General features: G+C 67.1%; 23 protein-coding genes and 7 tRNA genes. 12 read left to right on the top strand and 18 right to left on the bottom strand.

The window, feature by feature from the left end:
* Positions 1 to 54 precede the first annotated feature (54 nt).
* From ACZK08_RS12115 to ACZK08_RS12145, 7 genes are all read left to right on the top strand, one after another.
* Complete coding sequence (locus tag ACZK08_RS12115) at positions 55 to 453, top strand: heavy metal-responsive transcriptional regulator (protein ID WP_065175310.1); 399 nt, start codon at positions 55 to 57, stop codon at positions 451 to 453.
* Positions 454 to 563: 110 nt separating this feature from the next.
* Positions 564 to 639 (top strand) — tRNA-Ala (locus ACZK08_RS12120).
* A 54-nt stretch (positions 640 to 693) separates the two neighbouring features.
* Positions 694 to 769: transfer RNA gene (locus tag ACZK08_RS12125), tRNA-Glu, on the top strand.
* A gap of 180 nt (positions 770 to 949) precedes the next feature.
* Positions 950 to 1,025: transfer RNA gene (locus ACZK08_RS12130), tRNA-Ala, on the top strand.
* 49 nt (positions 1,026 to 1,074) lie between these two features.
* Positions 1,075 to 1,150: transfer RNA gene (locus ACZK08_RS12135), tRNA-Glu, on the top strand.
* A gap of 42 nt (positions 1,151 to 1,192) precedes the next feature.
* Positions 1,193 to 1,268, top strand: a tRNA-Ala gene (locus tag ACZK08_RS12140).
* A 48-nt stretch (positions 1,269 to 1,316) separates the two neighbouring features.
* Positions 1,317 to 1,392, top strand: a tRNA-Glu gene (locus ACZK08_RS12145).
* A gap of 38 nt (positions 1,393 to 1,430) precedes the next feature.
* Here ACZK08_RS12145 and ACZK08_RS12150 read toward each other — a convergent pair.
* Positions 1,431 to 1,847 carry a GNAT family N-acetyltransferase gene (locus ACZK08_RS12150; protein ID WP_065182734.1) on the bottom strand — a complete coding sequence of 139 codons (417 nt, stop codon included), beginning with the start codon at positions 1,845 to 1,847 and terminating at the stop codon, positions 1,431 to 1,433.
* 77 nt (positions 1,848 to 1,924) lie between these two features.
* On the opposite strand from ACZK08_RS12150, the gene ACZK08_RS12155 reads away from it, so the two are divergent.
* A complete protein-coding gene (locus ACZK08_RS12155; protein WP_053520435.1) occupies positions 1,925 to 2,881 on the top strand; it encodes an SOS response-associated peptidase family protein in 957 nt (318 codons plus the stop codon).
* A 40-nt stretch (positions 2,882 to 2,921) separates the two neighbouring features.
* Here ACZK08_RS12155 and ACZK08_RS12160 read toward each other — a convergent pair whose 3' ends face one another.
* Positions 2,922 to 3,302, bottom strand: coding sequence for a response regulator (locus tag ACZK08_RS12160; RefSeq protein WP_053520434.1), 381 nt, complete (start codon positions 3,300 to 3,302; stop codon positions 2,922 to 2,924).
* 140 nt (positions 3,303 to 3,442) lie between these two features.
* On the opposite strand from ACZK08_RS12160, the gene ACZK08_RS12165 reads away from it, so the two are divergent.
* Positions 3,443 to 3,528 (top strand) — tRNA-Leu (locus ACZK08_RS12165).
* A gap of 205 nt (positions 3,529 to 3,733) precedes the next feature.
* The gene (locus ACZK08_RS12170; RefSeq protein WP_065182733.1) at positions 3,734 to 5,170 is read left to right on the top strand and encodes a GGDEF domain-containing protein; all 1,437 of its coding nucleotides are present in this window, start codon (positions 3,734 to 3,736) and stop codon (positions 5,168 to 5,170) included.
* Here ACZK08_RS12170 and ACZK08_RS12175 read toward each other — a convergent pair.
* Positions 5,167 to 7,002, bottom strand: a complete 1,836-nt coding sequence (locus ACZK08_RS12175; RefSeq protein ID WP_065182732.1) for a methyl-accepting chemotaxis protein — start codon at positions 7,000 to 7,002, stop codon at positions 5,167 to 5,169. The two genes, ACZK08_RS12170 and ACZK08_RS12175, sit on opposite strands and share 4 nt — an antisense overlap.
* A 425-nt stretch (positions 7,003 to 7,427) precedes the next feature.
* Between ACZK08_RS12175 and ACZK08_RS12180 the strand changes: the two genes are divergently transcribed.
* Positions 7,428 to 8,516, top strand: coding sequence for a DUF5694 domain-containing protein (locus ACZK08_RS12180; protein ID WP_065182731.1), 1,089 nt, complete (start codon positions 7,428 to 7,430; stop codon positions 8,514 to 8,516).
* Positions 8,517 to 8,525: 9 nt separating this feature from the next.
* Here ACZK08_RS12180 and ACZK08_RS12185 read toward each other — a convergent pair whose 3' ends face one another.
* The 10 genes from ACZK08_RS12185 to ACZK08_RS12230 form a co-directional block, all read right to left on the bottom strand.
* On the bottom strand, positions 8,526 to 8,765 hold the full coding sequence (locus ACZK08_RS12185) for a hypothetical protein (RefSeq protein WP_053517894.1): 240 nt from the start codon (positions 8,763 to 8,765) through the stop codon (positions 8,526 to 8,528).
* Positions 8,766 to 8,827: 62 nt separating this feature from the next.
* Positions 8,828 to 11,023, bottom strand: a complete 2,196-nt coding sequence (locus ACZK08_RS12190) for a PAS domain S-box protein (protein WP_065182730.1) — start codon at positions 11,021 to 11,023, stop codon at positions 8,828 to 8,830.
* Between the two features lie 208 nt (positions 11,024 to 11,231).
* Positions 11,232 to 13,619 carry a Tex family protein gene (locus tag ACZK08_RS12195; RefSeq protein ID WP_065182729.1) on the bottom strand — a complete coding sequence of 796 codons (2,388 nt, stop codon included), beginning with the start codon at positions 13,617 to 13,619 and terminating at the stop codon, positions 11,232 to 11,234.
* A 204-nt stretch (positions 13,620 to 13,823) separates the two neighbouring features.
* Positions 13,824 to 14,039, bottom strand: coding sequence for a hypothetical protein (locus ACZK08_RS12200; RefSeq protein WP_005410085.1), 216 nt, complete (start codon positions 14,037 to 14,039; stop codon positions 13,824 to 13,826).
* Between the two features lie 737 nt (positions 14,040 to 14,776).
* Positions 14,777 to 15,214 carry a hypothetical protein gene (locus tag ACZK08_RS12205; RefSeq protein WP_065182728.1) on the bottom strand — a complete coding sequence of 146 codons (438 nt, stop codon included), beginning with the start codon at positions 15,212 to 15,214 and terminating at the stop codon, positions 14,777 to 14,779.
* Positions 15,215 to 15,225: 11 nt separating this feature from the next.
* Positions 15,226 to 15,429, bottom strand: a complete 204-nt coding sequence (locus ACZK08_RS12210) for a PspC domain-containing protein (RefSeq protein ID WP_053517889.1) — start codon at positions 15,427 to 15,429, stop codon at positions 15,226 to 15,228.
* A gap of 64 nt (positions 15,430 to 15,493) precedes the next feature.
* Positions 15,494 to 15,865, bottom strand: a complete 372-nt coding sequence (locus tag ACZK08_RS12215; protein WP_053517888.1) for a YfeK family protein — start codon at positions 15,863 to 15,865, stop codon at positions 15,494 to 15,496.
* Between the two features lie 32 nt (positions 15,866 to 15,897).
* Positions 15,898 to 16,971: a class III poly(R)-hydroxyalkanoic acid synthase subunit PhaC gene (gene phaC / locus ACZK08_RS12220; RefSeq protein WP_065182727.1), complete on the bottom strand. Its 1,074-nt coding sequence runs from the start codon at positions 16,969 to 16,971 to the stop codon at positions 15,898 to 15,900.
* A 3-nt stretch (positions 16,972 to 16,974) separates the two neighbouring features.
* The gene (phaE, locus tag ACZK08_RS12225) at positions 16,975 to 18,066 is read right to left on the bottom strand and encodes a class III poly(R)-hydroxyalkanoic acid synthase subunit PhaE (RefSeq protein ID WP_065182726.1); all 1,092 of its coding nucleotides are present in this window, start codon (positions 18,064 to 18,066) and stop codon (positions 16,975 to 16,977) included.
* 22 nt (positions 18,067 to 18,088) lie between these two features.
* The gene (locus ACZK08_RS12230; protein ID WP_053517884.1) at positions 18,089 to 18,703 is read right to left on the bottom strand and encodes a CDP-alcohol phosphatidyltransferase family protein; all 615 of its coding nucleotides are present in this window, start codon (positions 18,701 to 18,703) and stop codon (positions 18,089 to 18,091) included.
* 343 nt (positions 18,704 to 19,046) lie between these two features.
* Here ACZK08_RS12230 and ACZK08_RS12235 point away from each other — a divergent pair, with 343 nt between their 5' ends.
* Complete coding sequence (locus ACZK08_RS12235) at positions 19,047 to 19,697, top strand: class I SAM-dependent methyltransferase (protein ID WP_065182725.1); 651 nt, start codon at positions 19,047 to 19,049, stop codon at positions 19,695 to 19,697.
* Positions 19,698 to 19,750: 53 nt separating this feature from the next.
* On the opposite strand, the gene ACZK08_RS12240 is transcribed toward ACZK08_RS12235, so the two are convergent.
* The 5 genes from ACZK08_RS12240 to ppsR all read right to left on the bottom strand — a co-directional run bounded on the left by ACZK08_RS12240 (position 19,751) and on the right by ppsR (position 23,994).
* Positions 19,751 to 21,112, bottom strand: coding sequence for an MATE family efflux transporter (locus tag ACZK08_RS12240; RefSeq protein WP_065182724.1), 1,362 nt, complete (start codon positions 21,110 to 21,112; stop codon positions 19,751 to 19,753).
* A 115-nt stretch (positions 21,113 to 21,227) separates the two neighbouring features.
* The gene (locus ACZK08_RS12245) at positions 21,228 to 21,860 is read right to left on the bottom strand and encodes a DUF2239 family protein (protein ID WP_065182723.1); all 633 of its coding nucleotides are present in this window, start codon (positions 21,858 to 21,860) and stop codon (positions 21,228 to 21,230) included.
* 93 nt (positions 21,861 to 21,953) lie between these two features.
* Positions 21,954 to 22,442, bottom strand: a complete 489-nt coding sequence (locus ACZK08_RS12250) for an NUDIX hydrolase (RefSeq protein WP_053517878.1) — start codon at positions 22,440 to 22,442, stop codon at positions 21,954 to 21,956.
* A 40-nt stretch (positions 22,443 to 22,482) separates the two neighbouring features.
* Positions 22,483 to 22,995, bottom strand: coding sequence for a DUF1249 domain-containing protein (locus ACZK08_RS12255; protein WP_053517876.1), 513 nt, complete (start codon positions 22,993 to 22,995; stop codon positions 22,483 to 22,485).
* 177 nt (positions 22,996 to 23,172) lie between these two features.
* Positions 23,173 to 23,994: a posphoenolpyruvate synthetase regulatory kinase/phosphorylase PpsR gene (gene ppsR / locus ACZK08_RS12260; protein WP_053517875.1), complete on the bottom strand. Its 822-nt coding sequence runs from the start codon at positions 23,992 to 23,994 to the stop codon at positions 23,173 to 23,175.
* Positions 23,995 to 24,104: the final 110 nt, after the last annotated feature.

Consider the following 24,104-nt stretch of genomic DNA (forward strand, 5'->3'; position numbering starts at 1 on the left):
CTGGACCAGACTCAAGGGTTCAGAATGGCGACCGGAAACCCGAGGAATTCCGCCATGAACATTGGTCAGCTGGCGCGCCGGGCCGGCGTCCCGATCGATACGGTCCGCTACTACGAGCGCCAGCAGCTGTTGCCCACCGCGGCACGTTCGGCCGGTGGCTACCGCATCTTCGGCGAGCAGGACCTGCGTCGCCTGCGTTTCATCCGCCGTGCGAAGGCGCTGGGTTTCAGCCTGGAGGAGATCGCTGAACTGCTCGCACTGAGCGACCAGCACCAGCACGACATGGGCAGCGTGCGTGACACCGCACGGACGCGCCTGCGCGACATCGAGCAGCGCATGAACGAACTGCAGCGCATGCATGCGGCACTGTCGCAACTGGTCGAGGCCTGCCCTGGCCACGGTGCGCTGGTGCACTGCCCGATCCTGGCGGCGCTGACCGAAGACGGCGAGTGACCAGGCACCCGGCGGAACGATGGCGCACCCGGCCGCGGACGTGAAGAAAAGTGCAACAAATGCTTGCCAACCCCAGGGGGCATCGCTATTATTTCGCTCCTCAGCGACGTGGGGCCATAGCTCAGCTGGGAGAGCGCCTGCATGGCATGCAGGAGGTCAGCGGTTCGATCCCGCTTGGCTCCACCAATCTTTCGGCATTAGGCCGTCGAAAGGTCGCTAAAGAACATTGATGAGAATTGCGTCCCCATCGTCTAGAGGCCTAGGACATCACCCTTTCACGGTGGCGACCGGGGTTCGAATCCCCGTGGGGACGCCACTCATCACGAACAACGAGGACCCGGCCGATAACCGGGTCTTTTTTGTTCACCGCCAACCGGCATTCAGGTTGTGGCGTCACGGTGGTCTCCCGGATCGTATGCGGGGCGCCGGAACGAAAAAAGCTCAAAAGGCTTCCACAAACGTGAACACGCAGGTATGATAGGCGGCTCGGTAACACGGGGCCATAGCTCAGCTGGGAGAGCGCCTGCATGGCATGCAGGAGGTCAGCGGTTCGATCCCGCTTGGCTCCACCACTTTCGACATTAGGCCGTCGAAAGTTCTACAACTTGAAGTTTTTCGTGCGTCCCCATCGTCTAGAGGCCTAGGACATCACCCTTTCACGGTGGCGACCGGGGTTCGAATCCCCGTGGGGACGCCAGTTTCAAAAGGACCCTGCTCCCGGCAGGCATCCTGGTTTCATGGGGCCATAGCTCAGCTGGGAGAGCGCCTGCATGGCATGCAGGAGGTCAGCGGTTCGATCCCGCTTGGCTCCACCACTTTCGACATCAGGCCGTCGAAGGTTCTACAACTTGAAGTTTTCGTGCGTCCCCATCGTCTAGAGGCCTAGGACATCACCCTTTCACGGTGGCGACCGGGGTTCGAATCCCCGTGGGGACGCCAATTTCTGAAAACCCCGGCTTCGGCCGGGGTTTTTCTTTTCAGAAGCGTCGATACATTCCGATCGAGGCTGGCGCCGTCGGCGCGAATCCGTACTGCGCATACAACCGATGTGCCTCGCCATCGGCGAGCAGGCTCACATAGGCCGAAGGCGGAAGGTTGGCCTGCATCCATTCGTCCAGACGCCGCATCACCTCCTTGCCCAGTCCCTGCCCCTGCAACGGCGGCAGCACGGCGATATCGCAGACCTGCAGGTGGCAGCCGCCATCGCCGACGATCCGGCCCATCGCCACCAGCTCACTGCCCTGATAGGCGCAGACACCGAACAGGGTATTGGGCAGCGCACGTGCAGCCGCTTCGGCGGTCTTGGCGCTGAGCCCGGCCAGCGCCCGGAGCTGGCAATAGGCCTCGACCGTGGGCACGCCTTCACGGAAATGGCAATGGGCAGGATCGTTCATGCGGAATCTCCCTGAGTGTCAGGCTATCCTGCCGCATCCGCGTCGCAGCCGCCGCGACCCACCCCGGCAGATATCGCATGTGCTACTCCGCTTTGATCCGGGCCGACTACGCCAAACTGGTGCGCGAGTTCGGTGCCGTGCTGTCGCTGGAGGAGTTCGCCGCGCTGTATGCGTACGACCCCGGCAAGAAGCAACCCAGGACGCCCAAGGCCATGGATGACGGCTTCGCTGGCGCGCGCACGGAGCTCGGCCGCGACATCGTGGCCCGCATCCAGCGGTGGCATGCACAGGAGCAGGCCACGCTGGAAGCCGAGCTGGCCCAGCAGCGCGAACGCCGCGACATCGCAATCGCAGCCCTGGCCACCCGTCCCACACTGAAGGCGCGCAACGAGCTGCGCATCGCCGGCAACCGCATCGATCGCGCGCAGACCCGGCTCGACGACCTGCATCGCGTGCAGCTGCTGCCTCGCGACAACCGCATTTTCCCCGGCACCTACGCGCCTGTGATGGTGAGCGAGAACGGGCAACGGGTGATCAAGCCGATGCGCTACCGGTGCCGTCTGCCGGATGCGCCCGCGCGCAACGACGTGCTCTATCCGGGCAGTTACAACGCCCGCCGTGACAGCCTGGAAGGCTACTGGCGCGGCGCTTTCGGGCAGCGTCATGGCGTGGTCGTCATCCAGGCCTTCTACGAGCATGTGTCCCGGCACGCGGTTGGCGGACGCGCACCGGCCCCTGATGACAGGACGGGAGATGTGGTCCTTGAGTTCCGCCCCGACCCGCCCCGCGACCTGCTGGTAGCCTGCCTCTGGTCCGAGTGGGACGGCCCCGAAGGACGCCTCCTCTCATTTGCGACCATCACCGATACGCCGCCGGCCGATATCTCCGCCGCCGGCCATGATCGCGGCATCGTGCCGATCCGGCCCGAGCACCTCGATGCATGGCTCAATCCGGAACCTGGCGATCTGGCCAGCCAATACCGCATCCTCGACGATCGCGAGGAGATCCGTTACGTCTTCGAGGAGTCCGCCTGAGCACGCACTGCGGCCGGATCGTCCGGGCACCGCGCCTGGATCAGGCGCGGGCGCTGGAATGCCCGACCGCGCGGGCCAGCGCCTGCGACAGCTCCGCGGACAGGTAGGGCTTGACCAGCAGCACACCCGACTGCATGGCCTGTGGCAGCTGCTCCGCCGACATGCCGGTCGCGAGCACGAAGGGCACGCCGCGGGCGGCCAGCGCCGCCGCGACCGGCTCACTGGTTTCCTGGTGGGCCAGGCGATAGTCCAGCAGCGCCACGTCCGGCGTGGTTTCTTCCAGCAGCCTCAGTGCTTCGCCGACGCTCGCAGCCAGCCCCACCACCTGTGCACCGGCCTGCACCAGTTGCATCTGCAGCAGGGCCGCGCTCATCTCGTCGTTCTCGACCACCAGTACCCGCAGGTCCTGCAACGCCGCCATCGATTCCCGCTCCTGTGCATATCACGCCGGCGCAGTATAGCGATCACGGGGGCAATGCCGGCAGATTCGGCCGCAATCGTCCCGCGCCGGGCAGCCTCTATGAAAGTGCGCTCGACCTCGGGTAAAATCACCCGCTGCCTGCCGGTGTGGCGGAATGGTATACGCAGCTGACTCAAAATCAGCCGGGGGCAACCCCATGAAGGTTCGAGTCCTTTCACCGGCACCATGCATCAAAGGCCAGGTCCACGACCTGGCCTTCTGCATTTCCGGCCCGTCATCTTCGTCGCCCCTCCCGCGCGGCGACCGCCCAGCGCCGCCACCGTGCGCGCCGCAGCTGACAACGTTGCCAGCAGGCCAACGCTGCGGAATTCTTGCAAGGCGCACGCGCATCTGCCTATCGTGACTGGCCGTACCTGGGGGCGGGGGAATGCATGACGTTGCCGGCTGCACTGTTTTTTCTGGTCACGCATGCATTCGTCGTCGGCCTGGCAGGCCCTGGAGATCCGGTGGGTTCGTTCCTGATGTCAAGCGCCGCGCCGCTGCTGGCGGCCATGGCATGCGTGCGCCGTGCGCGTGACAGCCACGCCGCCTGCAAATGGAGGACCTTCGCTTTCGCCGTCAGCCTGTTTCCGGTCGCACTGCTCCCACTGCTGTTTCCAGGCATCACCGATGCCTGGCCGACGCAGGTCGCACTGACATCGTTGATCCTTTACGTGTTCTATCGCATCCCGCTGACCTACGTGGCCGCCAGCGCCGACAGCCGGAACCGCCATGTCCGCAGCGTCGACCTGTCGATCATCGGCCTGCTCTGGCTGCTGTACTACACGCACGCGCAATCGACTGCGCAGCTGGATACCGCGCTGTGGACGCATGGCCTGAACGCCATCAGCACCACGCAGAACAGCCTGCTGTTCAGCTTCGCGCTGATCCGCTACCTGGCCGAGGACAACGCAGATCGCCGCGACTTCTTCCGCACCCTCACCCTGTTCCTGCTCGGCTACTTCCTGATCGAGCAGTACGTCAGCCGGTATCGGCCGCAGACCCCGGACGGCGGATGGGCAGATCTGCTCATCAGCGGCCTGTTCCTGCTGCTGGCGGTGATCGCCGGCAGTCCGCGGCGCAGGACCGCGCCGCCTGTCCCCCGCAACCTGCGGCGTTTCGTCGAGGCCAGCGTGCCGTTGATGCTGCCGCTTCTGCTGATGCTGGTCGCATTGCTGATGGCGCGCACGAACCAGACGATGGCAACGGTGGGCTTCATCGGCGCCATGCTGGGCTATGCGCTGCGCAGCGTGCTGAGCCAGGTGGACATCCAGCGCCAGCGCGACGATCTGGCAGCGCTGGCCCGGCGCGACCCGCTGACCGGGCTGGGCAACCGCCGCAGTTTCGATGAATCGCTGCCGGGTGCCCAACGGCGCGCGCGGCGCCAGGGCCTGGGCCTGGCGGTGCTGATGATCGACATCGACCACTTCAAGCGCCTCAACGATACCTACGGGCACCCGGAGGGCGATCGCCGCCTGCAGGCGGTGGCCACGATCATCGATGGCTGCCTGCAGCGCGGTGACGACCTGCTCGCCCGCTACGGCGGCGAGGAATTCATCGCTGCGCTGCCTTCCTCCGACGTGGCCCATGCGATGGCCATGGGCGAGCGCATCCGCGTGGCGGTCGAAGACGCCGCGCTGCCGTCCGGCCCGTCCAGCGTAACCGTCAGCATCGGCGTGGCATGGTTGGCTGCCGATGCTCGGCAGGAACCGGACAGCGTGGTCGAACGTGCGGACCAGGCCCTGTACCGGGCCAAGCGCGCGGGCCGCAACTGCGTCCGCGGCGAGGCTTTGCCGGAACGTACAGCGGCCCCTGCCCTGCGCGCCTAGACCACGCGCAGGGTCGGCACGCCATGCTGCAGGGCAGCGCCGCCCGCCGCCCCCTGCACACGGAATCCGGCGACGGTCTGCAGCAGGTGGGCCGACTGTTCTTCCATGCTGCGCGCCGCGGCAGACGCTTCCTCGACCAGCGCCGCGTTCTGCTGGGTTCCCTGGTCGATCAGGTCCACCGCGTGGTTCATCTGCTGGATGTCATCGCTCTGCTGCTGCGACGCGCTGCTGATCTCGGTGACCAGGTCACTGACCCTGCGCACGTTGAGCACGATCTCGTCCATCGTGCGGCCAGCACTTTCCACCTGCGCCGTGCCCGCACCGACATTGGCCACCGATGCGTCGATCAGCTGCTTGATCTCCTTGGCGGCGCTGGCCGAGCGCTGCGAAAGTTCGCGGATCTCGGTGGCGACGACCGCGAACCCACGGCCGTGCTCGCCGGCACGGGCCGCCTCCACGGCAGCGTTCAGCGCCAGGATGTTGGTCTGGAATGCGATGCCGTCAATCACCCCGATGATGTCGACGATGCGACGCGAGGAGGCGTTGATCAAGGCCATCGTCGCCACCACCTCGTGCACCACGCTGCCGCCACGCGCAGCCACCTCCGCCGCGCCGCCGGCCAGCTGGCTTGCCTGGCGCGCATTGGCCGCCGTGCGCTGCACCGTATCGGCCAGGCCCTTCATGGACACGGCGGTTTCTTCCAGCGAGGCCGCCTGCTGTTCGGTGCGCTGCGACAGGTCGCTGTTGCCTTGCGCGATTTCGGTCGCGCCGACCGCGATGGTATCGGCAGCGAACTTGATCTGGCCGATGATGCCCGCCATGGCTTCGACCAGCGCGTTGACGCCATCGCACAGCTCGGCGATGGGGCCACTCTTGTCGGCAATGGCGACGGTTCGGGTCAGATCGCCCTGCTTGGCCGCCGCCACGACCTCCCGGGTCTGCGCCACCGCACGCTGCATGGCCTGGTTCTCATGCACCTGCGCGGTGATGTCAGTAGCGTATTTGACGACCTTGAAGGGCCTGCCGTTGCCATCCAGGATGGGGTTGTAGGAGGCCTGGATCCAGATCTCGCGGCCGCCCTTGCCGAGCCGCCGGTACTGCCCGGCGTCGTACTCGCCGCGCCCGAGCTTTTCCCAGAACCGGCGGTACTCGAGGCTGCCGCGAAGCTCGGGCTCCACGAACAGCGCATGGTGTTGGCCGCGCACTTCTTCCAGGCTGTAGCCGGTGGCGGCGAGGAAGTTGGCGTTCGCCGAGAGGATGTGCCCGTCCAGGCTGAACTCGATCACCGCCTGCGACTTGTCGATGGCGGCAAGCTGCCCCGCCGAGTCGGCGGCCTGCAGCTTCTGCGCGGTGATGTCGGTCGCGAACTTGACGACCTTGAAGGGCCGGCCCTGCGGGTCCAGCACCGGGTTGTAGGAGGCTTGGATCCAGATTTCGCGCCCGCCCTTGCCCAGCCGTCGGTACTGTCCGGCGTCGAACTCGCCACGTCCCAGCCGGGCCCAGAAGTCCCGATACTCGGCGCTGGACGCCTGATCGGGATCGACGAACAGCGAATGATGCCTGCCCTGGATTTCGTCCAGACGATAACCCACCGCCTGCAGGAAGTTGTCGTTGGCCTGCAGGATGGTGCCATCCAGATCGAATTCGATCACCGCCTGCACGCGATGCAGTGCGGCCACCTGGGCGGCCAGCTCGGCATGACCGCGGTCGGTGTCGACCCTGCCGGGCCGAGGCTGTCCCGCCAGCGCCCCCAGCAGGGAACGCAACGGCGACCAACGGGTGTGCAGCTCGGCCGGCGCCTGCGCGCCCGCCGTGAGGCCTGGAATGAGCATTGTCTGATCCTCGGTGTCCGGTAAGCGGCTGCGATCCGTCAAGCGGGATGCCCGACGGCAACATCAATTGCTTGGACTACAGGTGCCGGCAGGCACCTCTCGAGCAACGGGCAAGAACATCTGGGGGCGGGTGCGATCGGTATCCGGGAGCGGCGGAACACACTGCGCGGGCCGCCCGACAGGGCAGCCTGGGGTCCTGCAGCGGGTGACGGGAGCGGGATCCAGTGAGGTTATCGGCACCTCCGTTCCGGGCTTTAGGCCCCTCCGCAGCGGGCCCTGTCCAGCCCCCTCCCCCCTGCAGCGCCTGACGGCGCCCTCGATGCAGCCTGCAACGAAAAGGTTGCCATGACCATCGGGGCTGTCGGCAAGGGGGTGGACAGGCAAGGATGCGCCCACCACGGACCGTCCATCGACACGGAGATCGCATGTTTTCACGCCTGGCTGCTCTTTTCGCCCTCGGCCTGTGCAGCAGCGGCGCGCTGGCCGCCGATGCAGGCTATCGGCCGAGTTTCAACCCCGCACAGCTCAAGGGCCCGCCCGCCGGCCGCGTCAACGAAGTGCTGGTGCTGGGCTCACCGCACCTGTCCGGCCTGCCCCCGACCTTCCAGCCGGCAATGCTGGAGCCGCTGCTGCAGCGCCTGCAGGCATGGCGGCCGACGGCGATCGCGGTGGAGAACCTGTCCGGACTGCAATGCGATTTCATGCGCCGCAATCCCGCCCGCTATGCCGAGAGCGTGGGAAGTTACTGCGTCGATCCTGCACCTGCCCAGGCCGCCACCGGTCTGGATGTTCCAGCGGCCAATGCCGAAGTCGATCGCGTGCTGGCGGCATGGCCCGCCACACCGACGCACGCACAGCGTCGCCGGCTGGCCGCACTGTTCCTGGCCGCAGGTGAGAACGGCTCTGCGCTGGTGCAGTGGCTGCGCCTGCCGCCGCAGGAGCGTCGCGCCGCAGACAGCCTGTCACCGCAACTGGTGCAGTTCCTCGACAAACGCGCCGTGCGACGCAACGAAGTCAGCCTGATCGCGGCCGAGCTTGCCGCACGCCTGGGCCTGGAACGCCTGTGGGCAGTCGATGACCACACCGCTGATTCGCCCACCCCTGCGGCACTGGAGAAGGCAGCTGGCGAAGCCATCATGAACGCCTGGAACAATCCCGCCAGCAAGGCACGACGGGCCGCCGATACGGCCCTGCACGCCGAACTCGGCAGCACGGATGGCCTGCTGGCGCTCTATCGGAACTACAACGCGCCCGACACCATCGCCCAGGTCTACAACAGCGATTTCGGCGCGGCCCTGGTCGAACCATCGCCAGAAGGCTTCGGCCGCAACTACGTCGGCTACTGGGAAACCCGCAACCTGCGCATGGTCGCCAACATGCGCGAGGTGCTGGGCCAGCACCCGGGCACCCGCATGCTGACCCTCGTCGGCGCCTCGCACAAGGGCTACTACGAGGCCTACCTCAACCAGATGCACGACGTGCTGCTGGTTGATGCCAACAGCGTGCTGGACTGAGCGCCAGGGCTAGCAGCGTGCCGGCGCATCCCCGCGCCGCGACCGCCACAGCAGCACGCAGGCGGCCACGATGGCACCCAGGGTCAGCATCAGCAGCACCACCACGCCGCCCTGCAGGGTGGGCAGCAGCGCCTGCGCCCGGGCATCGCCGTGCAGTTGCTCCAAACGCAGGCAGGCGGCTACCGCCAGCCACCAGCCGACCATTGCCGGCGCGAAGGCACGCAGGGCATCCGGGGTCCAGAAACGCATGTCGTTCTCCAACGGGGTGGGTGTGCGCGCAGTGTTCGCGGCCGTCCTCTCACAGACTGAGATCAGCCGCCACCGGCGTCGCTGTCCACGCCCTCAGCCGGCCATTCGCCGGCTTCCCCCTGCACCTGCACGTTGTTGCGTCCCATTGCCTTGGCCCTGTAGCACTGCGCATCGGCCGCAGCCACGGCCTGGTCCACCCCCATGCCGCCCAGCAGCGGTGCGATACCGATGCTGGCGCCCACCCGCAGGCGGTGCTGGTCCCAGGGAATGGAGAGGCTGGCCAGGGTCTGCAGCAGTTCGCCGCCGATCCGCGCCGCGCGGCGCGGCGTGCAGCCGGACAGGATCACCGCGAACTCGTCCCCGCCCAGCCGGGCCACCACGTCCGAATCGCGCACGCCGTGGCGCAGCACGCTGGCCACCGCCCACAGCACCGCATCGCCGGCCAGGTGGCCCCAGGTGTCGTTGACCGGCTTGAAGCGGTCCAGGTCGATGTACATCAGCGATGCCGCCTGGCCTGTCCGCTCGACCCGGGTGATGGCCTGCTGCAGATGGACTTCGAACCCCCGCCGGTTGCTCAGTTCGGTCAGCGGATCGATCTCCGCCAGCTGGCGCGCTTCGCGCTGCCGTGCACGCTGCTGGGTATCGTCGCGCAGCACCCACACCGCACCGCGCACATGGCCCTCATCGTCGCGCAGCCAGGCGCGGGTCAGGTCCACCGGCACCGTCGCCGTGCCCAGCCGCAGCAGCAGGTCGGCATGCAGGTCGACCGCGTTGCTTTCCGGGTCCAGCAGTACTGCCACGTCCAGCATCGAGCCGGGGGCGTACTCGGTGGTCAGTTCCAGCACGTCCTGCACCCTGTAGCCGGCCAGCGCCTGTGCGCCGTCGCCGGCCAGCATGCGCACGGCAGCGGCATTGGCATATTCGATGCGGCCCTCCAGGCTGACGCTCAGCACCAGGTCGGCGACGGCGTCGAGGGTGATGCGGCTGCGCTGCTCGCTTTCAAACAGGCGCTGTTCACTGCTGCGTTGTGCGCTGATGTCCTGGATCTGCGAGACGAAATGCACCGGCTCACCGCGTTCGTTGCGCACCAGCGATACCGACAGCCGCGTCCAGATCACCCTGCCGTTGCGATCGAGAAAGCGCTTCTCCAGGTGGTAATGGCTGCACCGGCCTGCCAGCAGGTCCTGCACCAGGGCCAGATCGGCCTGCAGATCGTCCGGATGGGTCAGCCGCTGGAAATCGACCTGCAGCAGCTCCTCGCGCGCATAGCCCAGGATGCGGCACAGCGCGTCATTGACATCCAGCCAGCGCCCTTCCAGCGAAACCAGCGCCATGCCGAGCGCAGCCGAGGTGAAGGCGCCTGCGAACTTCTCCGCCGCCATGCGTGCTTCCGCACGTGCCTGCAGGATCTCGGTGATATCGATGGCCATGCCGACATAGCCGATGCGCGTGCCATCGGCGCCGTCCATGCGGCTGATCGAAAGCCGCACCTGGCGTTGCCGTCCATCCTTGCGCAGCAGCGTCCATCGCCGCGAATAGGTCTGCCCTTCGGCATGCGCACTGAGGGCCTCGAACACATCCGGCAGGTGACCCTGCGGGTCGGCCAGCGGTTGCAGCCAGGCCTTCAGCTCATCCGGCTCATGGAAGGCATCCAGCCGCCGCAGGCCGACCACCTCGGCGGCGCTGTAACCCAGCAGGCGCTGCGCCCCCGTGTTGAACAGGGTGATGGTGCCATCGGTATCGGTCGCGATCACCGCGACGTCGTCGGAGGCGTCCACCACCGACTGCAGGCGCTGGCGGCTCTCGGCCGCGTCCTGTCGTGCCTGCTGCAGCTCGGTGACGTCGGCGTGGGCACCCGCCATCCACAGCGGCCGCCCCTGACCGTCCCATTCGAACACGCGACCGCGGTCATGGACCCAGATCCACTGGCCGTTCTTGTGGCGCATACGCACCAGGCAGGCGTAGTTGTCGCTGCGCCCATCGAAATGCTCCTGCAGCGCGGTGTCCGACAGCGCGATGTCGTCCGGATGCACCAGTGCCGCGAAGGTCTTCTGGCAGATCGGCTCCAGCTCTTCCAGCCGGTAGCCGACGATTTCGGCCCAGCGCGCGTTGACCCGCATTTCGCCGGTCTGCACGTTCCACTCCCAGGTGCCGGCAGCGGTGCCTTCGATGATCATCGCAAGCCGCCGACGCTCTTCGGCCAGCGCATGCAGACGGCGTTCGAGCAGATCGTTGCTGTTGTTGCCCTGACCCGCCATCAAGCCCTTCTCCGTCCCGCGCAGGCGTGCACGGGCCGCAGCAATCCGCTGCAGCTGTCACGGAATCGGACGGGGCGTGCTGGCGTCATGGTCCTCCCCAGCGACAGCGGGTCGGCCACGCGCCTCCCCAGATGCGCAAGTGTGCGCAATCACGGGGAAAATCGACAAGTCCCCCGTCCCGGTTCAACCGTGACGGGGAACACGCTCCTCAACTGCGCTTGGCGCGGGCGAAGGCTTCAGCCAGTGCGTTGTTGGCCGGGGCTGCCGAGGGGGCGGGCCGACCGCCGTTGCCCTGGCCCCGCCCCGGGCTCCGGCCCGGCCCGCCTGCGTCACGCCGCGGCCCTCGTCCCTGACCACGCTCGTCACGGCTGCCGGGGCGGCTGGTGGCCTGGCCGGGGGTATCGTCCAGGCGCCGGGTCAGCGCGATGCGCTTGCGCGGCACATCCACCTCAAGCACCTTCACCTTGACGATATCGCCAGCCTTGACCACGTCGCGCGGGTCCTTCACGAAGGTGTCGGAGAGCGCCGAAATGTGGATCAGGCCGTCCTGGTGCACGCCGATATCGACAAAGGCGCCAAACGCGGCGACGTTGCTGACCACGCCTTCCAGCACCATGCCCTCGCGCAGGTCCTTGATGTCTTCCACGCCCTCGGCGAAATGTGCGGCCTTGAACTCCGGGCGCGGGTCACGGCCGGGCTTTTCCAGCTCCCTGAGGATGTCGCGCACCGTCGGCACGCCGAAGGTCGCATCGGTGAACTGCTCGGCCTTCAGCCCACGCAGGAAGCTGCCATCGCCGATCAACGCCTTGATCGGGCGCTGGGTACTGGCGACGATGCGTTCGACCACCGGATAGGCTTCCGGATGCACGGCGGACGCGTCCAGCGGCTCGTCGCCGTCGGCAATGCGCAGGAAGCCGGCACACTGCTCGAAGGTCTTCTCACCCAGCCGGGCGACTTTCAGCAGGTCCTTGCGGCGCTTGAACGGACCATTGTCATCGCGATGGCGCACGATGTTCTCGGCCACCGTCGCCGACAGGCCGGACACGCGCGACAACAGCGCGGCCGAGGCGGTGTTCACGTACACCCCGACCGCGTTCACGCAGTCCTCCACGCGTGCGTCCAGCGCGCGCGCCAGGCGGTACTGATCGACGTCATGCTGATACTGGCCCACGCCGATGGCCTTCGGTTCGATCTTGACCAGCTCGGCCAACGGATCCTGCAGGCGGCGCGCGATCGACACCGCGCCGCGCAGCGACACGTCCAGGTCCGGGAACTCCCTGGCTGCGAGCTCGGAAGCCGAGTACACCGAAGCACCGGCCTCACTGACCACCACCTTCTGCAGCTTCGGGTTGCCGACCGCCTTGATCGCTTCGCCGGCCAGCTTGTCGGTCTCGCGGCTGGCGGTGCCGTTGCCGATCGCGATCAGTTCCACGTTGTGCCGCGTACACAGCTGCCTGATCGTCTGCAGCGACTGCTCCCACTGGCGCCGGGGCTCGTGCGGATAGATCGTCTCGGTGGCGACCAGCTTGCCGGTGGCATCGACCACTGCGATCTTGCAGCCGGTGCGGATGCCTGGATCCAGCCCGAGCACGGTCTTCGGGCCCGCCGGCGCAGCCAGCAGCAGATCCTTCAGGTTGTCACCGAACACGGTGATCGCGTCCGCTTCGGCCTTTTCGCGGGCCTGGTTGAACAGATCCAGCAGCAGGTGCATGTGCAGCTTGGCACGCCAGGTCAGGCGGCAGGCATCGAGCAGCCAGCGGTCGGCGGCACGGCCCTGGTCGGCGATGCCGGCCTTGCGGGCCACGCGCCCCTCTGCGTACTGATGGCCTGCCTCGGCATCGCTGCCCGGGTCCAGCTCCAGGTACAGGATCTCCTCGCGACGCGCGCGGAACAGCGCCAGCAGGCGATGCGAGGGAATTTTCGCCAAGGCTTCGGCGTGCTCGAAATAGTCGCGGTACTTGGCGCCCTCGGTCTCCTTGCCCTCGGCCACGCGGGCGCGGATCACGCCGTGTTCGCCCAGCCAGGTGCGCAGTTCGCCCACCAGCGCGGCATCTTCCCCCCAGCGCTCCATCAGGATCGCCCGCGCGCCCTCCAGCGCCGCCTTGGTATCGGCCACGCCCTTGTCAGCATCGACAAAGCTGGCCGCGAAGGCCTGAGGGTCCTGCGTCGGATCGGCGAGCAGTCCATCGGCCAGCGGCTCCAGGCCGGCCTCGCGGGCAATCTGCGCACGGGTACGGCGCTTGGGCTTGTACGGCAGGTACAGGTCTTCCAGCCGGCTCTTGGTATCGGCGGCGAGGATGTCGTTGCGCAGTTCGTCGCTGAGCTTGCCCTGCTCGTCGATGCTGGCCAGCACCGCCGCACGGCGGTCTTCCAGTTCGCGCAGGTAGGTGAGTCGCACTTCGAGATTGCGCAGTTGGGTGTCGTCCAGGCCACCGGTCACTTCCTTGCGGTAGCGGGCGATGAACGGAACGCTGGCACCTTCGTCAAGCAGGCCGACCGCGGCGCGCACCTGGCTGGGCTGGGCACCGATTTCCTCGGCGATGGTCTGGGCGATCTGCTGGGCGAGCGCGCTCTGGGCGTTCTTGGCGTCGTGCATTGCTTCAGGTCTGTGCCGCGTTACGGGAAGACCCCATTCTGGCAATCCGCGACGGAGCCGGACAAGACATTGACAGCAGACGAGGTTCAGCGGCGTGGCCGGTCTGGACGCCGGCATCCTGGCAGGGGGGCTCGGACTGGCCCGGGGCTGGGATGCCGGCGCGGGCGCGCGATGGTGGGCGCGCCCTGCCGCGTGTTGCGAGGGTCAGCGGTAGTGGCGGGCGGCGCGCTGCATGACGATCTCGTCACGCATGCCTTCCAGTGCCATCAGCCTGACCTTGCCGACACCCTGCAGTTCCATGAACCGCTCGGTGTAGAACTCCGGCCCCAGCGCGGTGTCGGCGCGCGATTTGCTGAAGCCATAGGGCACCACGCCCTTCTCGCCATCCTTGCTACCACCGACATAGAGAACGATTGCCATGTGATGTATTCCTCCAAATTGCTACTGCGTACTGCACTCGATGAGCGATGTTGCGAGCCCATCGGAGAGGAGCTTACCGCGTTGTACCTGACTGGAACGTCACGCAGGCTAATGACGATCGGTTGCATGCAGATGACGGCGGGATCGCAGCAGAATGCTTACGGATCTTTAACTTCCAGCTAACGAATTCCAAGGGAATTCCCGCCAACGGCGCAGCCCCTCGCGGGCGGCGACGCTTTGTCGCCAAATGCAGAACCGGCGGGCTGGTCGGTCGGGTTGGGTTCGCGGGGGACGCCGTGAACCCGTCCCTGGGGGCTTGGCCGCGGCATCCATGCCGCGGACACCCCCGCGAACCCAACCCGACCGCCCTCTGTCAGATGGCCGTGGCCTCGCCACCCACGGAAAAGAAGAAAGAACAGCAGAAGCGGGTCGCCCGCTGCGCGTGCTTGTGAGCCAAGCATGATCGGGCTCTACAGGAAACGATCAAGCAGCCGGCCAGGCTGCTTTTGCTTTTGATCTTCTTTTTTCTTTTCCGTGGGCGGTAGACGCAGCAGAAAACTGTCAGCGGCCGGGTGGGTGGGGCTGGCGGGGTATCCGCGCCATGGATGGCGCGGCTAAGCCCCCAAGGACGGGTTCACGGCGTCCCCGCCAGTCCCACCCACCCGGCCAGCCCACAGTAGACCGACTTTCCGCAACCCACTTCGCCGCCCACGAGGGGCTGTGCCGTTGGCTGCAGACTACGGCCACCAGCCGTGCCCGAACCGGGCGTAATGATCCGCAGCCCGCTCGAACGGGTTGCGCGCACTCACCCCGCCGCACAGCAGGTACACCGGCAGGTACAGCGGCCCCAGCACCATGTACTGGTACACGTGCGCACGTTCGTGATCATCCAGCCGGATCAGCGGTTCCACGCCCCACCCCGCCTGATGCGCATAGGTGCGGCAGGAAATGCCCAGGTCATGCCCGGTATGCAGGATCACGTTGCCCAGCGTGATCGCGCCGCCGGGGCCCCACGGCCAGCGATCGAACACCAGCGCGCACTCACGACCGCTCCAGCGCACCGTCGCACCGCCCAGCAGCCCGGCCAGGCCTCCGACCAGGCCGATCAGCGAATTGGGAACGGTCCAGGCTGCCCCCAGCACCTGCAAGGCACGCAGCCAGATCGGCCGGACCATGGCAGGACGGTTCAATCGGCCTCGTTGGGAATCAGCAGCCACAGGATCAGATAGACCAGGATGCCGGGAAATGCCGCCGATGCCAGCGACACCAGTACGAAAACCACCCGCAGCAGCGTGGAATTCCAGCCGAAGCGATGCGCGATGCCGCCCATCACCCCGGCGATCATCCGGTCGTTCAGCGAGCGCGACAACGTGCGGGGCGTGGTACTCATGGCGGATCCTCCTGGCAGTGCATAAAGCAGTCGAACAGGGCTCGACTCTACACCGCCCCCCTGTCTACGGCGTGCGTTGGCGCAGCGCCTGCAGCCGTGCGCTGAACCATGCAGCCGACGCCTGCTCCGGTTGCCCGGGGCACTGGATGCGGTAGGCCTTGCCGCTCATGCTGCTCTGGGTAGCGGCGCGTTCGATGAACTGCTCGGCGCTGTCCACCAGGTCCTTCTTCAGCAGGTAGTCGTACTTGCGCTGCAGGTGCGCGCGCGCACTGCTGCCGTCGTACCAGCGGCCGTTGCGCTGGAAACGGCACTGGGAGCCGTCCAGGCTGGAGATCAGCTGCGCGATTTCGCCGCGCGCTACGGGGCCCGGGGCCGCAGGGGCCCATGCAGGGGTCAGCAGCAGCGCTGCAACCAGCAGTGATTTGTGCGACAGCATCCTTGGCTCCAGCCCGTCCAGAGCGCCTGAGACTAGCCCTTCCCGTCCCGGGCCTTCAACCAGCCATCAATCGTAGCTGGCACTTCGCGCTGCGCCCGTCCGGACACGTAGATTCCAATATGCCCCCCGCGGAAACTGGACTCGGTGTAGTCCTCCGTGCCCAGGCGCCCCCGCATCGCGCGCGACGCATCCGGTGGCACCAGATGGTCCTGTTCGGCATAGATGTTCAGCACGGGCAGGGTCACCTGCGACAGATCCACGGCTTCCTCGCCGATCCGCACCGTACCGTTCACCAGCGCGTTGTCCTGGTAGAACTGCTTGATGAAGTCGCGGAATGCCTCGCCCGCCAGATCCGGCGAATCGAAGATCCATTTCTCCATGCGCAGGAAATCCTCCAGCGCGGCCTTGTCATCGAGGATGTCCAGCAGGCCCACGTACTTCTGCACGTTCAGGCGGAACGGCTTGAGCATCAGGTAACTGGCATTCATCAGGTCGGCCGGGATGTTGCCCAGCGTGTCCACCAGCAGGTCCACATCCACCTGCCGTGCCCAGTGCGAGAGCATGTTGTCGGCGGTGTGGAAATCAACCGGCGTCACCATGGTGATCAGCTTGCCCAGCTTCTGCCGGCGCAGCGCCGCATAGCACAGCGCGAACACACCGCCCTGGCAGATGCCGAGCAGGTCCACCGGGCCGCCGCTGCGCGCGCGCAGGGCATCCACCGCGCCCTCGATGTAGCGCAGCAGGTAGTCCTCCAGCGTCTGGAACCGCTCGGATCGATCCGGGTAGCCCCAGTCCAGCACGTACACGTCCTGCCCCAGTGACAGCAGCTTCTGCACCAGCGAGCGATCGGCCTGCAGGTCAACCATGTAGGGGCGGTTGACCAGTGCGTAGACGATCAGCAGCGGCGTCCGCCGGGTCGGTGCCTGTTCGCCGACGAAGCGATAGAGCACCACCTTGCCATCACGCCAGACTTCCTCGCGGGCGGTCACCCCGTAATCGACATCTTCCACCTGCGGCAGCAGCTTCAGCCCTTCCATCAGCTTGCGCTGCATGGCCAGGGTCTCCTGCATCAGGTCATCGGCATTGAAGCCCAGAGGTCCCTTCATCGGTCATGTTTTCCGCGAGGAAGTACGGGAGGTCGCCTTCCTGGCTGGCGCACGCTTTGCAGCAGCCTTCTTGACTGCAGCCTTCTTGACTGCCGCCTTCGGCGTTGGCGCCGCCTTCTTCGCGGCCGCCCTGCGAGTGCCAGGCTTCACCCTGGCCGGGGCCGGCTGTGCGGCCGGATCCACCGTCGCCGTACCCGCCAGCACCGTCACCTGCGCCTGCAGGCGACGCAGGCTGCGCTCCAGCTCGGCAATGCGACGGTGCGCGGCATCCATTTCGGAACGGGTCGGCAGGCCGATCCGCTCGCTTACCTGCTCCACTTCGCGCTGCAACCCAGCGCGCAGGCGCATCTGTGCGTTGCCGAGGTCGGCATAGACCTGCTGGAACGGCTCGGACAGGGCCACCTTGGCGTAAGCCTCTTCGGCCGCCTCGATCCACAGGTCGAACATCGCACGCGCGCTGGTCAACTGGCTGCCGGGCTGCTCATGCTGGGCCAGCCGCTGCTCGAACAGCTCGAAGGCCTCGTCCAGCGCCTGCCGGATCTGTTCGACATAGGCGCGTGACTGCTGCTGGTAATCCTCCTGCGCGCGCAGCAGGGCCTGCCAGCGCGCCTGGTGTTCACGGCCGGGACCGAAGGCGGGGCTCTGCAGCCACGGGCCCGCCTGCAGCTGCCATTGCTGCAGCCAGTTGGCGAACTCCGGCAACGAACCGCCGGCCTGGGTGCTGCCGCGCGCGCCCTGCAGCATCCATTGCAGCAGGCCATCCCCCTGGCCCTGCACTGCCTCACGCCAGGCCTGTGCCACTTCTTCGCTGCTGGCATCGCGACCGGCGAAACGGCTGGCGACCTCCTGCATCGTGCCGTACCAGCTGCCCGCCTGCTCGCGGAACCGGCGCACCGCGTCCTCCGGCGCTCCCGGCCCCTGCTCGGGCAGCATCTGGCTCCAGCCGTCAAACAGGCGCTGCCAGTTGCCGGCATCGCCGCTGCCCGGCGCACCGGCGGCGGAGGCATGGCGCAGGGCATCGCCCCAAGCCCCGAAATACTGCCGGGCCAGAGTCTCGAAATCGCTGCTGCCGGCGTCATGGGCCGAACTGGTCATCGCATGCCTCCGCAGGATGCCGTCATGGCTTGGGAATACGCAGGGTCTTGCTGATCATCAGCGACCCGGACAGGGCGAACAGCAGCACCATCGGATGCAACTGCCACGGACCCAGCTGCCATTGGCCAAGCCAGATGTCCGGGCCGATCGCGTCGGTACCCGCCGCGATCGCCAGCACGATCACCAGCACCAGGCTGGTCGGGATCGGGGTGCCCTCGAAAAACTTCACCTTGCCCTCGTCGCCGGCCAGCGCCTCGGCAGTCACGTTGTAGCGGGCCAGACGGCTGACGCCACAGCAGACGAAGTAGCTCAGCACCAGCCAGTCCCACCCGCCCTGCATGCCACAGGCATAGGCCAGCGCGGCCGGGGCCACGCCGAAGGAGATCACGTCGGACAGCGAATCCAGCTCGCGGCCCAGCGTCGAACTGGATTTGCGCCAGCGCGCGATGCGGCCGTCCAGCGCGTCGAAGATGAAGGCCAGCGGGATCAACGCCATGCCGAACAGCAGGTAGCCACGCTCGCCATCCTGCAGGAAGCGCATGGCGGCGAACACCGCGCCGGTGCCGCAGAAGGCGTTGGCCAGGGTGAACCAGTCCGCCAGCTGGAACTCGCGCAGCATCGAGAAGTGACGTTTCATGAAGTCTCACGGGGCATCAAGGACCACAGGTTACCGCGAGCGCAGCCGCTGGCGACAGCACGGCCCGCGTTCCCCCTTCACCGGTCGCTCACGCATCGTCACCAGCGGTGAATTTTTCGCCACCCATCTTGACAGCCTAGGGGGGTGGCGCCTGTCGAGGCTTATCCACAAAGTTGCCCACGCGTAATCCACACCCCCTGTGGACAACCCGTTCTCACCGACTGCGACGGTGGACATTTGCTCATCACTTCTGGCGGGGTTTCCGCCCTTCCCAAGCCGGCTCTCTGGCGCTATGGTCAGCGGCGGACCCGCCGTCGCCACGTCCTGATCCCCTCACCGGACGATGCCGATGCTGGACGCAGCCACCCTGGCCGCTCAACTGCGGATGCCCCATGGCGACCACGCCCTGGACGTGGCCGACGCGATGAACCGCAGCAATGGCGGGCTCAACCAGGCCGCCATCCGCCTGCTCGCGACCGCTGCAGGCGAGAGCGTGCTGGAAATCGGCCCGGGCAATGGCGCGTTCGCGCCCCTGCTGCTGCAAGCGGCCAACAGCCGCTACCTCGGTATCGAACTGTCCACCGCCATGGTTGCGGCCGGCAACCAGCGACTGGCCTCGACCGGCCTGGGTGATCGCGCGGAACTGCGCCATGGCGACGCCCACGCCCTGCCCGTCACCGATGCCTGCGTGGACGCGGCGCTGAGCGTAAACACCCTCTACTTCTGGCCGAACCTGGCGCCGGTGCTGGACGAACTGGCGCGGGTGCTGCGCCCTGGCGGCCGCCTGTGCCTGGCGTTCGGCGATGCCACTTTCATGCGCGGTCTGCCGTTTGCCTCGACCTTCCACCTGCACGAACTGGAGGCGGTGGAACGCGCGCTGCGGATCTCGGGCTTCCGTGTTTCGGCCTGGCGGGCACACCGTGAAACCGCGGAAGGCAACGATGGCCAGCAGCGCGAGAAGCACTTCCATCTGCTGCTGGCGCACCGGCAGTGATCGTTTTCCGTCGGGGATGGCCCGGCGAGCGCAGCGGCCAGGCGCACAGGCGCTCAGCCGGCAATCCGGCGCCGCCAACCGGCGAAGCAGAACAGCTGCAGCACCAGCATCATCACCAGTCCCAGCGGCCAGGCCCACCACAGTCCCGCCAGGCCATGCCGCGCATGCAGCCAGGCCGCCAGCGGCAGTTCCAGCAGCACGATGGCCGCCATTCCGAGCAGCGCCGGCCACACGACCGTGCCGCTGCCGCGCATCACGCCCACCAGCACCGAGGCGCCGCCCATTGCCAGCACGCCCCAGGCCACCGTGCGCAGCTGCCCTGTCGCCAGCGCGCGTACGTCCGGTGCGTCCAGGATCAGGCCGACCAGCCACGGTGCCGACAGCATCACCAGCCCCACCACCGCAGCCAGCAGCCCGCCCCCCAGCCACGCACCGGTGCGGGCGATCGCAGGCAGCCGCGCCACGCGCCCTGCGCCCATCGCGTGCGCAGCCAGTACAGTGGCGGTGATGCCCAGCGACATCGCCGGCAGCTGCACCCAGCTCATCAGCTGGTTGACCGCGCCATAGGCGGCGGTCGCCAGGTAACCGTGCCGGTTGATCCAGCCCAGCAGTACGATTTCGGCAACGGCCAGGCTGAGCATCTGCAGCGACGACGGCACCCCGATCCGCAACATTGATCGCGCCGTGCCCGCATCCACGCGCACCGCACGCAGCAGATTACGGTCGGGTGCCAGCGGATGCCCCTGTCGGCGCCAGCGCCACGACAGCCAGGCCAACGCCAGCGTGGAAGCCAGCACCGCGGAGAATGCGGCGCTGGCTGCTCCCATCCTCGGCAGGCCTGCAGCACCGACGATCAGCAAGGGTGTACACAGCAGGCCGATCAAGGTGGCGATCAGCAACGCGTGCAGCGGCGAAATCGCATCGCCCACCGCGCGGCTGACCGACGTTGCCAGCCAGAGCAGGAAGATCACCGGCACGCCGCTCAGCATGATGCGCGCGTAGGCGATGGCCTCACCCAGGATCGGCGCCGATGTGCCGAGCGCCTGCAGCAGCTGCGGTGCGAACAGGTTGCCGACCACCATCACCAGCAACGACACCGCCAGCATCAGTGCGATCGCCGTTCCGGCGACCCGCCGCACCCGCACCACATCACCGCACCCCCACGCCCGCCCGATCAGCACCGTGGCGCCCGTAGCCAGGCCCATTGCCAGGGCCAGCAACAGGAAGAACATCGGAAACACCGCTGCCGCTGCGGCCACCGCATGTGCACCGAGCAGGTGGCCGAGGTAGATGTTGTCGAGCGTCCCGGAGGCCAGCTGCAGAGCGTTGGTCAACAGCATCGGCAGCAACAACCCGAGATAGGCGCGCCACAGGGGGGGCGACACAGGCGCTGCGGACAGTGATGGGGGATTCATGGGCATTCCATGGGCAAAGCGTTGCCCTGCCCGGCCAAGGGGCCAGCAGGAGACGCAGGTGGGAGGAGTAACGGCCCGCGGTCAGCGCGGCCGCTTGCATGTGCGGGGCGGCAGGTCAGTCGTCGGTGCTGCCGGCAGGTTCGTCGAAGGCCAGACGCAAAGCGTGGCTGCGTACGTCGACAGGCCAGCTTTCCAGCACAGCCTGCAGGCGCGCGCGGTCGTGCGCGAACAGCGCACGCGTGGCTTCCTCGAAGCCGGGCAGATCGCCGCCGATGGTCTGCAGGAAGTGATACGCGCGCTCGGCGTTGCGGCGCTGCCGGTCCAGATCCGCACCGGCCCGGCTGGCCGCTTCCACCAGCCGCCGCAGCGCCACCGAGGCGCCGCCCGGCTGTCCGGCCAACCAGGTCCAATGACGCGGCAGCAGCGTGACCTCGCGCGCGATCACACCCAGTTTCGGTCGCCCGCGCCCGCGCGCCACCACCGGTTCATCGGTGGCCGCCGTCTGCACATCGGCGTCCGGGCGTGATGCCGGGAAGGCCTGGGCGATACGCACCAGCAGCTGCGCGACGCTGCCACGCGTGTCGAAATCCCGGGTAAGGCCGGTGGCGTTGTCGAACACCAGCAGCGGGCCGGCGGCCGCATCGGCACGCAGCTGCCTGAGCGCCAGCGCGGCGACGTCCGGCGTACCGGAAGCGACAAGTCGATGACCGTCGAAGCAGCTGAACGGCGGAAGGGGAGCATTGGACATGGCACGGGCACCGGGGCGATGCGGAAATATTACCCGGGCAATTTTATGGCGTCAATATCACCCGGGTATTAATCCACACTGCCTCGACGCAGTTCACAGCCGGCTGAACGACCAGCTCTGCATGCGTCCGTCCTTGTAGGGCATCACCCCGTGGAATGGACGCGGATCCGCATCGAACACCAGCGGCAGGAAATTGCGGTCGCCCTCCCACATCGGCAGCGTGTCGAGCTTGTCCAGGTCCACCCACTCCAGCGTGCCCTCATGGTTGCCGCCATGCGGGCTGCCTTCAAAGCCATCGATCACGAACACGAACCCGAACCAGTCCTCACCGTGCTTGCCGAAACCCGGCCAGCTGATGGTGCCGCGCAGACGCATCGAGGTACACGCGATGCCGGCTTCCTCTGCGATTTCGCGGCGCATGCCGGCTGCCACGTCCTCGCTCGGCTCGATCTTGCCCCCCAGGCCGTTGTACTTGCCCAGATGGTGGTCGCCGGGGCGGGTATTGCGATGGATCATCAGCACCTGGCGCCCGTCGGGCGAAAGCACATAGCCCAGGGTGGCGACGATCGGGGTATACGGCATGGCGGCATCCGGCGGCAGGTCAGCCCCGGATTATGGCCGATCAGCGCACCAGCGACAGGCGACGCTCGCCATCGGCTGCCGCGCTGCCGTCCGGATCGCGACGCAGGGTGGCCACGCCATGGCCACGCTCGGCCAGGTATTCCAGCCACTTGCCGAGGAAGGTGTTCATCCGCATGCGGTGGCTGATCAGTTCGGCCGGCGGCGGATACAGCCCCATGGTGTCCTGCCAGCGGCGGCCGACGTAGCAATGGGTGGTTTCAGCCTGGCGTGCGTCGCGGTACAGGCGCACATAGGCCGACGGGTCCGGCTCGCCGGTCACCGGGTCGGCCAGGTCGTAGGTCAGGCGCAGTTCGACGGTGTAGCGATGGCACTCGATCACGTCCAGACGCACATCCAGACCATCACCCACCGAAGAGATGTAGCTGCCCGCAACCAGCTCGGCCGGTGCGAACAGGCGCACCAGGTGCCGGTAGTTTTCCGCATACAGGCCCATGAGCCAGCTCAGCCGGCTCAGGCGGGGAATGCGTTCGGTTCGGGGCAAGGCTCGGGCCATGGGTCGATCCTACACGTTGGTGGTTCAACGTGGGGGCGGTTCACGCCGCAGCCAACCCACCGGCCGCGATCGTCCCTGTCCAGCCACGCGCCGACGGGTAGCGCCGGGGCATGCCCGGCGAGCACGCAGCGCAGCCATCAAGCGTGGCCCGGCATCGTCGGCGCCGCCGGGAGAGGATCAGTACATTTCGCGCTGCAGCCCCAGCGTGCCCAGCACCTTGCTGGAAATTTCCTCGATGGAAGTGTGCGTGGTGCTCAGGGTCGGAATCCTCTCCATGCGGAACATGGTCTCGGCCGCAGCCACTTCGCGCCGGCAGGTTTCCAGATTGGCGTAGCGCGAGTTCGGCCGGCGCTCCTGGCGGATCTGCTGCAGCCTGTCCGGGTCGATGGTCAGGCCGAACAGCTTCCGCCGGTAGTTGCGCAGCCGCGCAGGCAGGCGGTCGCTTTCCAGGTCTTCATCGGTCAGCGGGTAGTTGGCTGCGCGCACCCCGTAGTGCAGGGCCAGGTAGATGCAGGTCGGGGTCTTGCCGGCCCGCGACACCGCCACCAGGATCACGTCGGCATCGTCGTAGTTCACCGCGATGCCGTCGTCGTGGGTCAAGGCGAAGTTCATCGCATTGATGCGGCGGTGGTAGGTGTCGAAATCGACCATGCCGTGGGCCTGGCCGACCCGGGCCAAGCGCGGGCTGGACAGTTCCCGCTCCAGCGGCTCGATGAACGGCGCGAACACGTCCAGCATCAGCGCCCCGCTGTCTGCCAGGATCAGGCTCAGGCTCTGGTCCACGCAGGAGTTCACCACGATCGGCCGGACCTGGTAGCGCTCCCCCGCCGCCTGGATCCGGGCACAGGCTTCACGGGCCTTTTCGGGGTCATCGACGAACGACATGCGATCGGTAATGAAGCTGAACCCGGAGAACTGGGTCAGCAGGCTATGTCCAATGGTTTCAGCGGTGATACCGGTTCCATCGGAAACATAGAACACCGGGCGGATGGTCGACATGCGCGCTTTTACCCCCTACGAAGCCTAAAAAGGCCGCCAGCACAAGCTTGTGCCGACGGTACTCTGCCCGGCATCATATCGGCTTCTTCCTACGGACGCGGCCATTACAG

It is taken from the genome of Stenotrophomonas sp. 112478_Sma, from assembly GCF_056479905.1.

Bases quoted from the DNA above. Each gene is read 5' to 3' on its own strand.
- ACZK08_RS12115 (WP_065175310.1), top strand. From the start codon at position 55: ATGAACATTGGTCAGCTGGCGCGCCGGGCCGGCGTCCCGATCGATACG.
- ACZK08_RS12150 (WP_065182734.1), bottom strand. From the start codon at position 1,847: ATGAACGATCCTGCCCATTGCCATTTCCGTGAAGGCGTGCCCACGGTC.
- ACZK08_RS12155 (WP_053520435.1), top strand. From the start codon at position 1,925: ATGTGCTACTCCGCTTTGATCCGGGCCGACTACGCCAAACTGGTGCGC.
- ACZK08_RS12160 (WP_053520434.1), bottom strand. From the start codon at position 3,302: ATGGCGGCGTTGCAGGACCTGCGGGTACTGGTGGTCGAGAACGACGAG.
- ACZK08_RS12170 (WP_065182733.1), top strand. From the start codon at position 3,734: ATGACGTTGCCGGCTGCACTGTTTTTTCTGGTCACGCATGCATTCGTC.
- ACZK08_RS12175 (WP_065182732.1), bottom strand. From the start codon at position 7,002: ATGCTCATTCCAGGCCTCACGGCGGGCGCGCAGGCGCCGGCCGAGCTG.
- ACZK08_RS12180 (WP_065182731.1), top strand. From the start codon at position 7,428: ATGTTTTCACGCCTGGCTGCTCTTTTCGCCCTCGGCCTGTGCAGCAGC.
- ACZK08_RS12185 (WP_053517894.1), bottom strand. From the start codon at position 8,765: ATGCGTTTCTGGACCCCGGATGCCCTGCGTGCCTTCGCGCCGGCAATG.
- ACZK08_RS12190 (WP_065182730.1), bottom strand. From the start codon at position 11,023: ATGGCGGGTCAGGGCAACAACAGCAACGATCTGCTCGAACGCCGTCTG.
- ACZK08_RS12195 (WP_065182729.1), bottom strand. From the start codon at position 13,619: ATGCACGACGCCAAGAACGCCCAGAGCGCGCTCGCCCAGCAGATCGCC.
- ACZK08_RS12200 (WP_005410085.1), bottom strand. From the start codon at position 14,039: ATGGCAATCGTTCTCTATGTCGGTGGTAGCAAGGATGGCGAGAAGGGC.
- ACZK08_RS12205 (WP_065182728.1), bottom strand. From the start codon at position 15,214: ATGGTCCGGCCGATCTGGCTGCGTGCCTTGCAGGTGCTGGGGGCAGCC.
- ACZK08_RS12210 (WP_053517889.1), bottom strand. From the start codon at position 15,429: ATGAGTACCACGCCCCGCACGTTGTCGCGCTCGCTGAACGACCGGATG.
- ACZK08_RS12215 (WP_053517888.1), bottom strand. From the start codon at position 15,865: ATGCTGTCGCACAAATCACTGCTGGTTGCAGCGCTGCTGCTGACCCCT.
- phaC (WP_065182727.1), bottom strand. From the start codon at position 16,971: ATGAAGGGACCTCTGGGCTTCAATGCCGATGACCTGATGCAGGAGACC.
- phaE (WP_065182726.1), bottom strand. From the start codon at position 18,066: ATGACCAGTTCGGCCCATGACGCCGGCAGCAGCGATTTCGAGACTCTG.
- ACZK08_RS12230 (WP_053517884.1), bottom strand. From the start codon at position 18,703: ATGAAACGTCACTTCTCGATGCTGCGCGAGTTCCAGCTGGCGGACTGG.
- ACZK08_RS12235 (WP_065182725.1), top strand. From the start codon at position 19,047: ATGCCGATGCTGGACGCAGCCACCCTGGCCGCTCAACTGCGGATGCCC.
- ACZK08_RS12240 (WP_065182724.1), bottom strand. From the start codon at position 21,112: ATGAATCCCCCATCACTGTCCGCAGCGCCTGTGTCGCCCCCCCTGTGG.
- ACZK08_RS12245 (WP_065182723.1), bottom strand. From the start codon at position 21,860: ATGTCCAATGCTCCCCTTCCGCCGTTCAGCTGCTTCGACGGTCATCGA.
- ACZK08_RS12250 (WP_053517878.1), bottom strand. From the start codon at position 22,442: ATGCCGTATACCCCGATCGTCGCCACCCTGGGCTATGTGCTTTCGCCC.
- ACZK08_RS12255 (WP_053517876.1), bottom strand. From the start codon at position 22,995: ATGGCCCGAGCCTTGCCCCGAACCGAACGCATTCCCCGCCTGAGCCGG.
- ppsR (WP_053517875.1), bottom strand. From the start codon at position 23,994: ATGTCGACCATCCGCCCGGTGTTCTATGTTTCCGATGGAACCGGTATC.